This is a genomic window from Nocardioides sp. W7, from assembly GCF_022919075.1.
Lineage (GTDB): Bacteria > Actinomycetota > Actinomycetes > Propionibacteriales > Nocardioidaceae > Nocardioides.
In genome coordinates this window covers 647,379-660,055 of record NZ_CP095078.1, presented here as the reverse complement: position 1 = coordinate 660,055, position 12,677 = coordinate 647,379, and the positions used below count along the sequence as shown (strand labels likewise).

At 71.8% G+C, this 12,677-nt stretch carries 12 protein-coding genes; 10 read left to right on the top strand and 2 right to left on the bottom strand.

Annotated features, from left to right (window positions below):
• Window positions 1–94 precede the first annotated feature (94 nt).
• The 5 genes from MUB56_RS03195 to MUB56_RS03175 all read left to right on the top strand — a co-directional run bounded on the left by MUB56_RS03195 (window position 95) and on the right by MUB56_RS03175 (window position 5,996).
• Window positions 95–1,294 carry a CoA transferase gene (locus MUB56_RS03195; protein ID WP_244930472.1) on the top strand — a complete coding sequence of 400 codons (1,200 nt, stop codon included), beginning with the start codon at window positions 95–97 and terminating at the stop codon, window positions 1,292–1,294.
• The gene (locus tag MUB56_RS03190; protein ID WP_244930471.1) at window positions 1,291–2,121 is read left to right on the top strand and encodes a cyclase family protein; all 831 of its coding nucleotides are present in this window, start codon (window positions 1,291–1,293) and stop codon (window positions 2,119–2,121) included. The genes MUB56_RS03195 and MUB56_RS03190 overlap by 4 nt, the downstream gene beginning before the upstream one ends.
• Window positions 2,118–3,575, top strand: a complete 1,458-nt coding sequence (locus MUB56_RS03185; RefSeq protein WP_244930470.1) for an MmgE/PrpD family protein — start codon at window positions 2,118–2,120, stop codon at window positions 3,573–3,575. The genes MUB56_RS03190 and MUB56_RS03185 overlap by 4 nt, the downstream gene beginning before the upstream one ends.
• 5 nt (window positions 3,576–3,580) lie before the next feature.
• Window positions 3,581–5,059: a dihydroorotase family protein gene (locus MUB56_RS03180; RefSeq protein WP_244930469.1), complete on the top strand. Its 1,479-nt coding sequence runs from the start codon at window positions 3,581–3,583 to the stop codon at window positions 5,057–5,059.
• A gap of 154 nt (window positions 5,060–5,213) precedes the next feature.
• Complete coding sequence (locus MUB56_RS03175) at window positions 5,214–5,996, top strand: MOSC N-terminal beta barrel domain-containing protein (protein WP_244930468.1); 783 nt, start codon at window positions 5,214–5,216, stop codon at window positions 5,994–5,996.
• Between the two features lie 36 nt (window positions 5,997–6,032).
• Here MUB56_RS03175 and MUB56_RS03170 read toward each other — a convergent pair whose 3' ends face one another.
• Both MUB56_RS03170 and MUB56_RS03165 read right to left on the bottom strand, forming a co-directional pair.
• Window positions 6,033–6,884 (bottom strand): CoA ester lyase, encoded by an 852-nt coding sequence (locus MUB56_RS03170; protein WP_244930467.1) that lies wholly within the window; start codon window positions 6,882–6,884, stop codon window positions 6,033–6,035.
• A 23-nt stretch (window positions 6,885–6,907) separates the two neighbouring features.
• Window positions 6,908–7,708 carry an IclR family transcriptional regulator gene (locus tag MUB56_RS03165; RefSeq protein WP_244930466.1) on the bottom strand — a complete coding sequence of 267 codons (801 nt, stop codon included), beginning with the start codon at window positions 7,706–7,708 and terminating at the stop codon, window positions 6,908–6,910.
• A gap of 234 nt (window positions 7,709–7,942) precedes the next feature.
• On the opposite strand from MUB56_RS03165, the gene MUB56_RS03160 reads away from it, so the two are divergent.
• From MUB56_RS03160 to MUB56_RS03140, 5 genes are read left to right on the top strand one after another with little or no spacing between them, the layout of a single operon-like run.
• Window positions 7,943–9,166, top strand: a complete 1,224-nt coding sequence (locus MUB56_RS03160; protein WP_244930465.1) for an ABC transporter substrate-binding protein — start codon at window positions 7,943–7,945, stop codon at window positions 9,164–9,166.
• Between the two features lie 37 nt (window positions 9,167–9,203).
• On the top strand, window positions 9,204–10,217 hold the full coding sequence (locus tag MUB56_RS03155; protein ID WP_244930464.1) for a branched-chain amino acid ABC transporter permease: 1,014 nt from the start codon (window positions 9,204–9,206) through the stop codon (window positions 10,215–10,217).
• A complete protein-coding gene (locus tag MUB56_RS03150) occupies window positions 10,214–11,260 on the top strand; it encodes a branched-chain amino acid ABC transporter permease (RefSeq protein ID WP_244930463.1) in 1,047 nt (348 codons plus the stop codon). Before MUB56_RS03155 ends, MUB56_RS03150 begins: the two co-directional genes overlap by 4 nt.
• Window positions 11,257–11,976 (top strand): ABC transporter ATP-binding protein, encoded by a 720-nt coding sequence (locus tag MUB56_RS03145; RefSeq protein ID WP_244930462.1) that lies wholly within the window; start codon window positions 11,257–11,259, stop codon window positions 11,974–11,976. The genes MUB56_RS03150 and MUB56_RS03145 overlap by 4 nt, the downstream gene beginning before the upstream one ends.
• Complete coding sequence (locus tag MUB56_RS03140) at window positions 11,973–12,677, top strand: ABC transporter ATP-binding protein (RefSeq protein WP_244930461.1); 705 nt, start codon at window positions 11,973–11,975, stop codon at window positions 12,675–12,677. Before MUB56_RS03145 ends, MUB56_RS03140 begins: the two co-directional genes overlap by 4 nt.

Here is a 12,677-nt window from a genome sequence, read left to right as displayed (position 1 = left end):
GCAAGGCGTCCTGCGGGCAGTGCTTCACGCCCGGAGCGGTACGGGCTACAGTAAAGGCCGTCCCGGGTGTTTCTCCTAGCGAAACGGAGTCCATGTGACCACCGCTCCCGCACCACTCGACGGCCTGAAGGTCCTCGACGTCTCGACGATCCTGGCCGGCCCCCTGTGCTGCCAGATCCTGGGCGACTACGGCGCCGACGTCGTGAAGGTCGAACACCCCCGCGGCGGCGACAACATGCGCGGCCACGGCCGCAGCAAGGACGGCGTTCCGCTGTGGTGGAAGGAGATCAGCCGCAACAAGCGGACGCTCGCCCTCGACCTGAAGGCGCCCCGCGGGGCCGAGGTGCTCCGTCGCCTCGCCGCCACCGCCGACGTGCTCGTCGAGAACTTCCGGCCCGGCACGCTCGAGCGCTGGGGCCTCGGGCCGGACGTGCTCCTCGCCGAGAACCCCGGGCTCGTGATGGTCCGGCTGACCGGCTTCGGTCAGACCGGCCCCTACAGCAGCCGCGCCGGCTTCGGCACCCTCGCCGAGGCGATGAGCGGCTTCGCCGCCGCGACCGGCGAGGCCGACGGCCCGCCGACCCTGCCGGCCTTCGGCCTGGCCGACAGCATCTGCGGCATCGCGGCGTCCTCGGCGGTGATGATGGCGCTGCGGCACCGCGACCTCACCGGCCGCGGGCAGGTCGTGGACCTCAGCATCCTCGAGCCGATCATGACCGCGGTCGGACCCGGCCCGACGGTCTACCAGCAGCTCGGCGAGATCCCGCAGCGGCACGGCAACCGCTCGACGAACAACGCGCCGCGCAACACCTACCGCACCTCCGACGACAAGTGGGTCGCGATCTCCACCAGCGCCCAGCGGATCGCCGAGCGGGTGCTGGAGCTGGTCGGCCACCCCGAGGTGATCGACGAGCCGTGGTTCGCCACCGGCGCCGGCCGCGCCGAGCACGTCGACCTGCTCGACGACCACGTCGGCAGCTGGATCGCCGCCCGCGACCGCGAGACGGTGCTGACCGCGTTCACCGAGGCGGGCGCCGCCATCGCCGCCGTGTACGACGCCCGCGACATCACCGAGGACCCGCACGTGCGGGAGACGGAGATGCTGATCGAGGTCGACGACGAGGACCTGGGACCGCTGCTCCAGCACAACGTCATGTGGCGGATGAGCGAGTCGCCGGGCCGGATCCGCTTCACCGGCCGCGCCATCGGCCAGGACACCGACGAAGTGCTCCACGAGCTCGGCTACTCCGCCGAGGAGATCACCACGATGAAGGACGAGGAGGTCGTGCGATGACGCCGACCAATGACGCACTGCTCGACGCCGTACGCACCGGGGTCGAGATGGTCGACCTGGGCCGCCAGCTGCGGACCGGGATGCCGCAGTCGCCCAACCACCCGCAGTTCTGGCACACCCTGCCGCGGCGGCACGGCGACATGGTCCGCTCCGACGGCAGCAGCGCCGCCAACGACATGATCAGCACCGGCACCCACGTCGGCACCCACATCGACGCCCTCGCGCACGTCTCGTTCGACGGCAAGATGTACGGCGGGGTCGACGCGGTCGCGGCCGGGATCGGCGGCAAGTACGAGGAGCTCGGCGTCCACACGATCGAGCCCATGGTGCGCCGCGGCGTGCTGCTCGACGTCGCCGGCCACCTCGGGGTGCCGCACTGCGAGGGCGGCTACGAGATCACCGTCGAGGACCTCGAGGGCACGGCCGAGCGCCAGGGCGTGAGCGTCGAGTCCGGCGACGTCGTCCTCATCCGCAGCGGCTGGGGCTCGCGCTTCGCCGAGGGCGCGCCGTACGTCGGCGGACCGTCGGGCGTGCCCGGGGTCGGCGAGGCCGGCGCGATCTGGCTGGCCGAGCGCGGTGTGCACGCGGCCGGCGCGGACACCATCGCCTTCGAGCGGCTCGCGCCGGGCGGCGGCCACGCGCTGCTGCCGGCCCACCGGGTGCTGCTCGTCGAGCACGGCATCTACATCATCGAGGCGCTCGACCTGGAGGGCCTGGCCGCGACCGGCTGGAGCGAGTTCACCTTCGTGCTGGTGCCGCTCAACATCTTCGGGGCGACCGGCTCGCCGGTGCGCCCGCTGGCGCTGCGGTCCGGGGGCAGCCGATGAGCGACCCGACCCTGGCCCAGCTGCTCGGCGCCTTCGCGGAGCGCACCGGGTTCGACGACCTGCCGGAGGCCGTCGTCGACAGCGTCCGCAAGCGGGTGCTCGACACCGTCGGCATCGCCGTCGCGGCGGCGCCGCTGGAGACCAGCCGCGCGGCCCGCGCCTGGGCCCGCTCGCAGGGTGGCAACCCCGTCGCCTCGGCGGTCGGCGTCCCGGAGCGGCTGCCGGCCGGGCTGGCGGCGTTCGTCAACGGCGTCCTCGCCCACTCCCTCGACTACGACGACACCCACCTGCCGTCGGTCCTGCACCCGAGCGCCACGATCGTCCCGGTCGCGCTGGCCGTCGCCGAGCGCGAGGGCGCGAGCGGGGCCGAGCTGGTCCGCGCGATCGCCCTGGGCCTGGAGACCTGCGTCCGCCTCGGCATGGCCGGGTACGACGACGTCGCGAAGAACTCCACCTTCTTCGAGCACGGCCAGCACGCCACCTCGATCTGCGGCGCGATGGGCGGCTCCGTCGCCGCCACCGTGCTGATGGGCGGCAAGGCCGACGCGGTCGTCGACGGACTCGGCGTCGCGGCGTCGATGGCCTCGGGGATCATCGAGGCCAACCGCACCGGCGGCACCGTCAAGCGGCTGCACTGCGGCTGGGCCGCCCACGCCGCGGTCTCGGCCGCCGAGCTGGTCGCCTTCGGGCTGACCGGCCCGCCGACCGTCCTGGAGGGCCGGTTCGGCTTCTACCAGGCCTGGCTGCACGGCGAGTTCGACCCGAGCGCGATCACCGACGGGCTGGGGGAGACCTGGGCGGTGCCCGACATCTTCTTCAAGCCCTACCCGGCGAACCACTTCACGCACGCCGCGGTCGACGCGGCCGGGCGGCTGCGCGAGCGGGGCGTCACGCCGGAGTCGGTCGAGCGGCTGACTCTCGGCGTACCCGCTCCCAACCTGCGCACCATCGGCGAGCCGATCGAGGTCAAGCGCACCCCCGAGACCGGCTACATGGCCCAGTTCAGCGGTCCGTACGCCGTCGCGGTCGGCCTGCTCGGCGGCTCCGGACTCGGCGCCGGCGTCGAGGACTACACCGACGAGCTGGCCCGCGACCCGGAGCGCCGGGCGCTGATGGCCAAGGTGGACGTCGTGCCCGACGACCGCTGCACGGCGATCTTCCCGACCCAGTTCCCGGCGGTGCTCACCGCCCGGCTGAGCGACGGCACCGAGCTGGTCGAGGAGGTCCTCACCACCCGTGGGGGCCCGCAGCGGCCGCTGTCCTTCGAGGAGCTGACCGCGAAGTTCCGCGCCAACGCCGGCCGGACGCTGAGCGCGAGCCAGGTCGAGGACCTGGCTCGGGCCTGCGCCGAGCTGGAGACCTACCCCGACGTCAGTGCGGTCCTCGCGCCCCTGACGACGGTGGACCCGCACGACCCGACCGACACCACGACGAGCAGCACGAGCGAAGGGTGAGCCCCATGGCCCAGCAGAACAACGCCCAGCACGACCTGATCATCACGAACGCGCGAGTGGTCCGCCCGGGGCACGAGCCCGAGCGGCTCGACGTCGGCGTCAAGGACGGCGTCTTCACGGCGATCGAGCCGTCGCTCGACACCGAGGGCGTCGAGGTCCTCGACGCCGGCGGCAAGCTGCTCTTCCCGGGTGTCGTCGACGTCCACCAGCACTGGGGCATCTACAACGAGCTCGGCGAGGACGCCGAGACCGAGAGCCGGGCCTCGGCCCAGGGCGGCGTGACCTCCGGCATCACCTACATCCGCACCGGCGCCTACTACCTGAACCGGACCGGCCCCTACCGCGAGGTGTTCCCCGACGTACTGGCCGCCACCGACGGTCGCGCCTACGTCGACTACGCCTTCCACGTCGCTCCGATCCTCGAGGAGCACATCGACGAGATCCCGATGATGATCGAGGAGTACGGCGTCCCGTCGTTCAAGATCTTCATGTTCTACGGCAGCCACGGGCTGCACGGCCGCTCGGCCGACCAGGGCTCGTTCCTGATGCTGCCCGAGGACCAGTCGTACGACCTGGCGCACTTCGAGTTCGTGATGCGCGGCATCCAGAAGGCGCGCAACGACGAGCGGTTCGCCGCCGACCGCGACGCCATCTCGCTGTCGCTGCACTGCGAGACGGCCGAGATCATGCGGGCCTACACGAAGCTGGTCGAGCAGGAGGGCAAGCTCACCGGCCTGGAGGCGTACAGCGCGTCGCGGCCGCCGCACTCCGAGGGCCTGGCGATCACGATCGCGTCGTACCTCGCCCACGAGACCGAGCTGCCGAACATCAACCTGCTCCACCTCACCTCGCGCAAGGCGATCGAGGCGGCGATGATGATGCAGGCGACGTTCCCGCACATCAACTTCCGCCGCGAGGTCACGGTCGGCCACCTGGTCGCCAACTTCAACACCGCGAACCTCGGTGGCAAGGTCAACCCGCCGCTGCGCTCGCCCGAGGACGTCGACTCGCTGTGGGAGCACCTGCTCGCGGGCAACTTCTCCTGGGTCACCTCCGACCACGCCTGCTGCAAGGAGGAGACCAAGTTCGGCGAGCCGAAGGACGACGTCTTCCTGGCCAAGTCCGGCTTCGGCGGCACCGAGTACCTGCTGCCCGGCCTGATCACCGAGGGCCGCCGCCGCGGTCTGTCGTACGGCGCCATCGCCGAGCTGACGGCGAAGAACCCCGCCGAGCGCTTCGGCCTGTCCCAGAAGGGCGACCTGGCCGTGGGCAAGGACGCCGACTTCTGCCTGGTCGACGACGAGGTCAGCTACGAGGTGCGCGCCGAGGACTCCCTGTCCACCCAGGAGTACACCCCGTTCGAGGGCTTCGAGCTCACGGCCAAGGTAACCGACACCTACCTGCGCGGTGCGGCCGTGCTGCGTGACGGTGCGGTCGTCGGCGACCCGCGCGGTCAGTTCGTCAAGCGCTCCGGCAAGCGCTGAGCTCACGCCGAGCGGGCGGCGGCACCGGGTGCCGCCGCCCGCTCACCCGTTCGTGCCCGTGCTGTCGTGCCCGGGGTTCGGTGCGGGACCTGGACACGATCGGCCCGCGCGTCCCACCCTGTGCTGAGATCCAGGTGGAGTGCGGGAGGTGGGCATGGAGGTCGTCGGTCTGTGGCGATACCCGGTGAAGTCGCTGCAGGGTGAGGAGCTGGCCGTGGCCGGCATCGAGCCCGACGGGCTGGTCGGCGATCGCCGGTGGGGCATCCGCGACGGCGGTACGGATCGGATCCTGACCGCGCGCCGCCGGCCCGAGCTGCTCGCGGCGTCCGCGTCGTACGACGACGACCTGCCGGTCATCACGCTTCCCGATGGCCGGGTCGCCGTCGGTCCGGGCGAGTCGACCGACCGGCTGCTGTCGGAGTGGCTGGGCGGCCCGGTCTCGCTGGTGCCGTCGCGGGGGACGGATCCGGGACGGGCCGAGTTCTTCGCCGACGCCACCGACGACACCAGCCAGGCGATCGAGTGGACGATGCCGGAGGGTAGGTACGTCGACGCGGCCCCACTCCTCGTCCTCACCACCGTGTCGCTGCGGACCGGCGCCCATCTGCACCCGGACGGCGTCTGGGACCCGCGCCGCTTCCGGCCGAACATCCTGATCGACCTCGAGGGCGACGGGTGGATCGAGGACGGCTGGGTCGGGCGCCTCCTCCAGGTCGGTGACGCCACCGTCCGTCCGATCGAGCCCTGCACCCGCTGCACGATGGTCACCAGGGCGCAGCCCGGGCTGGAGACCGACCGGGACGTCTTCCGCACGCTCGCGCGTCACCATCAGGGTCACCTCGGCGTCTGGGCCGACGTCGCCACCCCGGGGACTGTCTCCACCGGCCGCCCCGCCAGCGTCATCCGGATGGAGCAACCGGTTGCTCCGTCCGGATGACGTCGCGCCGGCCCCCGGCGACGACCCGGACGGTCGCTAGGACCCCGCCCGCGCGAGCGTCTCGCGCGCGCCGCGCACGACCGCGGCGTCGATGAGCCGACCGGCGGCGTCGGTGGTGACCCCGCCGTCGGCGGCCGCGAACCGGCGTACGACGTCGCGGGCCGCCTCGGCCTCCTCCGCGCTCGGCGTCAGCACGTCGTGGATGACCGGGACCTGCCCGGGGTGGATGGCGGTCCGCGAGCGGAAGCCCAGGTCGAGCGCGAGCCGGGTGCTCTCGGCGAAGGCGTCGAGGTCGCGGAAGTCCGTGGACGTGGGCGCGACCGGCGCCTCGAGACCGGCCGCGGCGCTGTGCACGACCACCTGGGTCCGCAGGTGCAGCACGGCCGCCTCCGTGCGGGAGGAACGGGCCATCCGCAGGTCGCCCAGCAGGTCGACCTCCCCGATCCCGAACGCCGTGAGCCGCGGGTGGGCGGCCATCTCGGCGAGCGCGAGCATCCCGGCCGCGCTCTCGACGAGCCCGACCAGCCGCACCGCGCCCGGAGTCAGCCCGCGCTCGCGCTCCAGCTGCGCGACTCCGTCGGCGACCTGGGCCAGCACGGCGGGCGTGCAGCCGGCGACGAAGAGGCCGTCGAGCCGCGGGTGCACCACGGCGTCCAGGTCGGCGGCCACTCCCAGCGGGTCGACCCGCACCCACACCTCGGCGGAGCCGGCAATGTCGGCATTGTCGGTGTCGAGCCAGCGTCGTACGGCGTCGCGCGCGGCGGCCTTCCCCGCGAGGGGTACGGCGTCCTCGAGGTCGAGTACGACGGCGTCGGCCGCCCCGCCCGCGGCCTTGTCGAACAGGTCGGGTCGGTCGCCGGGGACGTACAGGAACGAGCGGGGCAGCACGGGTCCTCCTGGGAGGGGGTCGGTCAGGCGTGGACGTCGGGTCGCAGCCGCTCGGTGACCTCGCCGGCGGCCTCGAGCACGAGCCGGATCTGCTGGTCCTGCTCCTCGTCGGACTCGTCGCTGTAGCGGAAGATCGGCCCGGAGGCGCTGATCGAGCCGAGCACGTTGCCGGCGGCGTCGAAGAACGGGGCGGCGATGGACGCGGCGCCGGTGCCCCGCTCGTTGAGGGAGATTCCGTAGCCGCGCTCCCGGATCTCGGCGAGCCCGGCGAGATAGGCGTCGACGTCGGTCTCGGCCTGCTGCTGCAGCAGCTGACGGACGGCCGAGTCGATGAACGGCTGGGGCAGATGGGCCAGGATGGCGCGGCTGGAGGCGCCGGAGTGCAGCGGGAAGCGGGGGCCGATCTCGATCACCATCTTCACCTCCTGCGGGCTCTCGAACTGGTCGAGGTAGACCCGCTGGTCGCCGACCAGCACCGAGAGCGTGGTCGTCTCGCGGGTCCGGTCGCGCAGCCGACGCAGCACCGGCGAGGCGACGGAGCGCAGGTCGAGCTGGCTCCAGGCCCGGATGGAGAGCCCGGCCGCTGCGGGGCCCAGCACGTAGGCGGCCCGACCCGGTGCCGCCTGGATCAGCGAGCGCGAGGCGAGCGAGCGCAGGATCCGGTGCACGACGGCCTTGCTCAGCGCCAGGTCGCGGGCGATCCGGGAGACGCCGAGCGGGTCGTCGGAGCGCCCGAAGAGGAGCAGTACGTCGGCGACCCGGTCCGCGGCCTCGGTGCCGCCGGGGGTCTCCTGCTCGACGGCCGATGGGGGGACTGCGCTCATCGCGCACCTCGCCTTTCCGCATTCGTTTCGCTAGGGGAAACGGTAACAGAAGCGACGTCGACGCATGAGCCTCTGGAATTTCGGGCACGAGGCATGCAATAGTGACGGCGATCCCGCTGGTCTGGACCAGTTCGCATATTGAACGGCCCGCTCAGCGAAACGATGCCTGGCTCGGAAGGCGTTCCCACGGGAACGGTTCCGCAGCCGTCTGGCCCGGAAGGACGGTCCTGCACCATGAAGAAGCTTCCCCTCGCTGTGGTCGGTCTCCTCGGCACCGTGGCGATGTCGGCTGCCCTGTCGGCCTGCGGTGGCTACGAGCCGGCCGACGACGAGGTCGTGATCGGCTCGGTGCACCCGCTGACGGGAGCGCTCGCCGGTCAGGGCGAGATGATGCACGAAGGCGCCCAGCTCGCCGTCGCCGACCTCAACGCGGCCGGCGGCATCGAGTCCCTGGACGGTGACCGGCTGGTGCTGCGCGACGGTGACAGCAAGGGCACCGCCGACGCCGGGCAGATCGAGGCCCAGCGGCTGGTGAGCGAGGGCGCGGTCGCGCTCATCGGCACCTACCAGAGCGACGTGACCGCCAACGTCTCCGCCGTCGCGGAGCGCAACCGGGTGCCCCTGGTGATCGACGTCGCGGTCGACGACGTGATCCTCGAGCAGGGCTACGAGCACACCTTCCGGATCCAGCCCAACGCCTCCAACATGGGCCGGGGCGGCGCGGTCGCGCTCGCCGAGCTCTCGGCGGCCAACGGCAAGCCGGTCAAGACCGTCTCCTACCTCCACATCGAGGGGGCCTTCGGCCAGAGCGTCTACGACGCCTTCACCGAGGAGGCCGAGAAGCAGGGCATCGAGGTGGTGTCCGAGGTGACCTACCCGGCGACCAACTTCACCGACGCGACCACCCAGGTCCGCGAGGCGCTCGCGGCGAAGCCCGACGTCGTCGCGGTGACCGGCTACTACCCCGACAGCCTGCTCATCGCCCAGGCGATCCGGGCCCTCGGCGGCGACGTCGACGCGGTGTACGGCGTCGCGAACGGGGGCTTCGACGACAGCGCGTTCCCGGCCGACTCCGGGCCCGCCGGGGCGGACCTGCTGAGCGCGAACTACCACTACGCGGCCACCGACGACCGCGCCCAGGACATCCGCGCCCGCTTCGAGGCGGAGTACGGCCGGACCATGGAGACCTCCGCGATGCTGGCCTACCAGGCCGTCGTGGTGATCGCCCGTGGCCTGGAGGAGACCGGGTCCAAGGACCCCGAGGAGCTGCGCGACGCGATCGCGGAGCTCGAGATCGACGACCCGCTGCTGGAGTTCGGCGGGCCGATCGCCTTCGACGAGACGGGTGAGAACGAGAACGCCTCGGTGACGGTCATGCAGATTCGCGACGGCCGGGTCGAGCAGGTCTTCCCCGACGAGTTCAAGACCGCCGACATCGTCTACCCGGTCGGCCGATGAGCCGGCGAGCCGCTGAGATCGACGAGGAGCAGAGGACATGACGGAACCCACGATCACGGGTACGGCGTCACCGGCGCCCCCGGACCCCGGCGGGACGCGCCGGGCCTCCGAGGCGGCGGTGCCGCTCGGGGTGGTGGCGGCCGTACTGGTCGCGATCGTCCTGGTCTACGCCGTGGGCCAGCGCTCGAACGAGCTGGTCACCCAGTCCGTCGTGACCGGGCTGCTGCTCGGCGGCGTCTATGCCCTGGTCTCGGTCGGCCTGACCCTGATCTTCGGGGTCCTCGGCATCGTCAACTTCGCCCAGGGCGCCATGCTCACGCTGGCCATGTACCTGGTCTACGAGATGACGACCTCGGGCGGCATCCCGGTGTACGTCGCCACGCTGCTCGCCGTGCCGGTGATGTTCCTGTTCGGCGTGGTCGTGCAGGCCGCGCTGCTGAACAAGCTCACCCTGGCCGGCAGCCACGAGGGGCCGCTGCTGGTGACCCTCGGGCTCAGCCTGCTGATCATCAACGTGCTGCTGATGATCTTCGGTGGTCGGCCGCTGCGGGTCCCCGGCTCGGTGGACGGCTCGATCGACATCTTCGGCGCGGTCGCGTCGTACGAGCGGCTGATCGCCTTCGGCGGCGCCCTCCTGGTCTCGGCGGCGCTGCTGCTCTTCCTGCGCCGGACCTCGTTCGGCATGTCGATCCGTGCGGTCTCGGCCAACTCCGAGGGTGCCGCGCTGGTCGGGGTCGACGTCCGTCGCATCTACGCCCTCACCTTCGGCATCGGGGCGGCCTGTGTCGCCGTCGCCGGGGGGCTGATGGCGCCCTTCCTCAGCCTGACTCCCACGGTCGGCGAGCAGTTCACGATCCTCGCGTTCGTGATCGTGGTGCTCGGCGGCCTCGGCAGCGTCACCGGCGCGCTCCTGGGCGGGCTCATCATCGGCCTGGTGCAGACCGTGGGGGCGCTCTACTTCCCCGGCACCGGCTCGCTGATCCTGGTCTTCGCGGTGTTCGTGCTCGTCCTGTTCTTCCGGCCCGAGGGCATCATCAAGGCGGCGTCATGACGACCCTCACCGATCGCCCCGCCACCGTCGCCGCGGACGACCCGCGGCTGCGCGACCGCAGCGCCGCCCGCTCCTACGCCGTGCTCGGCGTCCTGGTCGCGGTGCTCGCCGTACTGCCCCTCGTCCTGGACGACCAGACCGAGACGGTCGCGGTCCGCACCTTGATCTTCGCGATCATGGCCGTCGGCTGGAACCTGATGAGCGGCTACGGCGGCATGTTCAGCTTCGGCCACGCCGCGTTCTTCGGCATCGGCGCCTACACCAGCGCCTACCTGCTCGTGGAGCACGGCGTCTCGCCGTGGATCTCGATGGTCGTCGGCGCCGTCATCTCGGCCGCCGCCGGCTGCCTGATCGCCTTCCTGTGCCTGCGCTACAAGCTGGCCGGGGCCTACTTCGCGCTGGCGACCTTCGCCTTCGCGCAGGTCTTCCTGCTGGGCGTGCAGAACCTCGACTTCCTCAACCGCACCGAGGGCTTCAACGTCCCGATCCTCTCGGAGGACTCCTGGACGATGATGCAGTGGAAGGCCGGGAGCTCGTTCTACTTCTGGATCCCGCTGGCCATCCTGGCGCTGGGCCTGCTCGGCACCATCTGGTTCGTGCACTCCCGCACCGGGCAGTACGCCCAGGCGGTGCGCGACGACGAGGTCGCGGCGGCCTCGCTCGGCATCCACGTGATGCGGGTCCGGCTGGTGACCGTGGCGGCGAGCTGCGCCCTGACCTCGCTGGCCGGGTCCTACTACACGCAGTACTACTTCTTCGTCGGCCCCGAGCAGGCCTTCGGGTCGGCCGTCTCGGTCAACGCGATCGTGCCGGCCGTGATCGGCGGCATCGGGACGATCTGGGGCCCGCTCGTCGGTGCCCTGATCGTCGGCCCGCTCTCGGAGTGGATCGCCGACGTACTCCGTGAGCCGCCCGGGTTCCTGTCGTTCCTCGAGGGCCTCAGCGGCCTCGACGTCGCGGTGTACGCCGCCCTGCTCATCCTCATCGTGCTGTTCATGCCGAAGGGCATCTACGGCACCCTGCGCGATCGGTTCCGCTCATGAGCCTGCTCCAGGTCGACCAGCTGACCAAGTCGTTCTCCGGCCTGCGGGCCGTCGACGACATCGACGTGACCGTGACGGAGGGCGAGTTCCTCGGCATCGTGGGTCCCAACGGCGCCGGCAAGACGACCCTGTTCTCGCTGCTCGCCGGGCAGCTGACGCCGACGACCGGCCGGGTCGTCTTCGACGGCCAGGACATCACCGGCTGGTCCGCCGACCGGGTCGCCGGCGTGGGCCTGGTGCGCACGTTCCAGCTGATGCGCCCGTTCGAGAGCATGAGCGTGCTCGAGAACGTCGCGGTCGCAACGCACCACCGGCACCGCTCGCGCCGGGCGGCGCGGCAGCACGCGCTGGAGGTGATCGAGCGGGTCCGGCTCGCCGAGTACGTCCACTCGCCCTCGGGCAGCCTGCCGACCGCCGGTCTCAAGCGGCTCGAGCTGGCCCGGGCACTGGCCCTGGAGCCGCGGCTGCTGCTGCTCGACGAGGTCCTCGCCGGGCTGGTGCCGGCCGAGCGGGCGCCGATCATCGAGCTGCTCCGCGAGATCCACGCCGACGGCGTCACGGTGATGTTCGTCGAGCACATCATGGCGGCGGTGATGGCCCTGTCCGAGCGGCTGCTGGTGATGGCGCAGGGCCAGGAGCTCGCCCTCGGCGACCCCCAGGAGGTCATCCGTGACCCCCGGGTCGTCGAGGCCTACCTCGGAGAGGACTACGCATGATGCTCGAGCTCGACGACGTCCACGCCGGCTACCGGCGCCTGGAGATCCTGCACGGACTGTCCCTGCACGTCGACCGCGGCGAGATCGTCTCGCTGATCGGCGCCAACGGCGCCGGCAAGACCACGACGCTGCGCGCGATCGCCGGGCTGGTCACGACCTCCGCGGGCCGGATCCGGCTGGACGGCCAGGAGGTGCAGGGCCGGGCCGCGCACCGGATCGTCCGCTCGGGACTGGTGCACGTCGCCCAGGACCGCGCCCTCTTCGGCAACCTGCAGGTGGTCGAGAACCTCGAGATGGGCGCCTACTCCCAGTCGCGGTCGACGGTCCGGTCCTCCCTCGACGAGGTGTACGACCTGTTCCCCATCCTGGCCGAGCGCCGCTACCAGCGGGCCGACACGATGTCCGGAGGCCAGCAGCAGATGCTGGCGATCGGCCGGGCCCTGATGGCCCGCCCCACCTGCCTGACCCTCGACGAGCCGTCGGTCGGGCTCGCCCCGAACCTGGTCGCCCAGGTCCTGGCGGCGATCACCCGGATCCGCGACACCGGGGTCACGGTGCTGATCGTGGAGCAGAACGCCGCCCAGGCGCTCGCGATCTCGGACCGCGCCTACGTCATCGAGAGCGGCTCGATGGTGCTCGAGGGCAAGGCGTCCGACCTCGCCGACGACCCGCGGGTGCGCGAGGCGTACCTCGGGGTCTGA

What these genes read in the sequence shown, in the direction of transcription:
- MUB56_RS03190 (WP_244930471.1), top strand. Translation starts at nt 1,291, where the DNA reads ATGACGCCGACCAATGACGCACTGCTCGACGCCGTACGCACCGGGGTC.
- MUB56_RS03185 (WP_244930470.1), top strand. Translation starts at nt 2,118, where the DNA reads ATGAGCGACCCGACCCTGGCCCAGCTGCTCGGCGCCTTCGCGGAGCGC.
- MUB56_RS03180 (WP_244930469.1), top strand. Translation starts at nt 3,581, where the DNA reads ATGGCCCAGCAGAACAACGCCCAGCACGACCTGATCATCACGAACGCG.
- MUB56_RS03175 (WP_244930468.1), top strand. Translation starts at nt 5,214, where the DNA reads ATGGAGGTCGTCGGTCTGTGGCGATACCCGGTGAAGTCGCTGCAGGGT.
- MUB56_RS03165 (WP_244930466.1), bottom strand. Translation starts at nt 7,708, where the DNA reads ATGAGCGCAGTCCCCCCATCGGCCGTCGAGCAGGAGACCCCCGGCGGC.
- MUB56_RS03160 (WP_244930465.1), top strand. Translation starts at nt 7,943, where the DNA reads ATGAAGAAGCTTCCCCTCGCTGTGGTCGGTCTCCTCGGCACCGTGGCG.
- MUB56_RS03155 (WP_244930464.1), top strand. Translation starts at nt 9,204, where the DNA reads ATGACGGAACCCACGATCACGGGTACGGCGTCACCGGCGCCCCCGGAC.
- MUB56_RS03150 (WP_244930463.1), top strand. Translation starts at nt 10,214, where the DNA reads ATGACGACCCTCACCGATCGCCCCGCCACCGTCGCCGCGGACGACCCG.
- MUB56_RS03145 (WP_244930462.1), top strand. Translation starts at nt 11,257, where the DNA reads ATGAGCCTGCTCCAGGTCGACCAGCTGACCAAGTCGTTCTCCGGCCTG.
- MUB56_RS03140 (WP_244930461.1), top strand. Translation starts at nt 11,973, where the DNA reads ATGATGCTCGAGCTCGACGACGTCCACGCCGGCTACCGGCGCCTGGAG.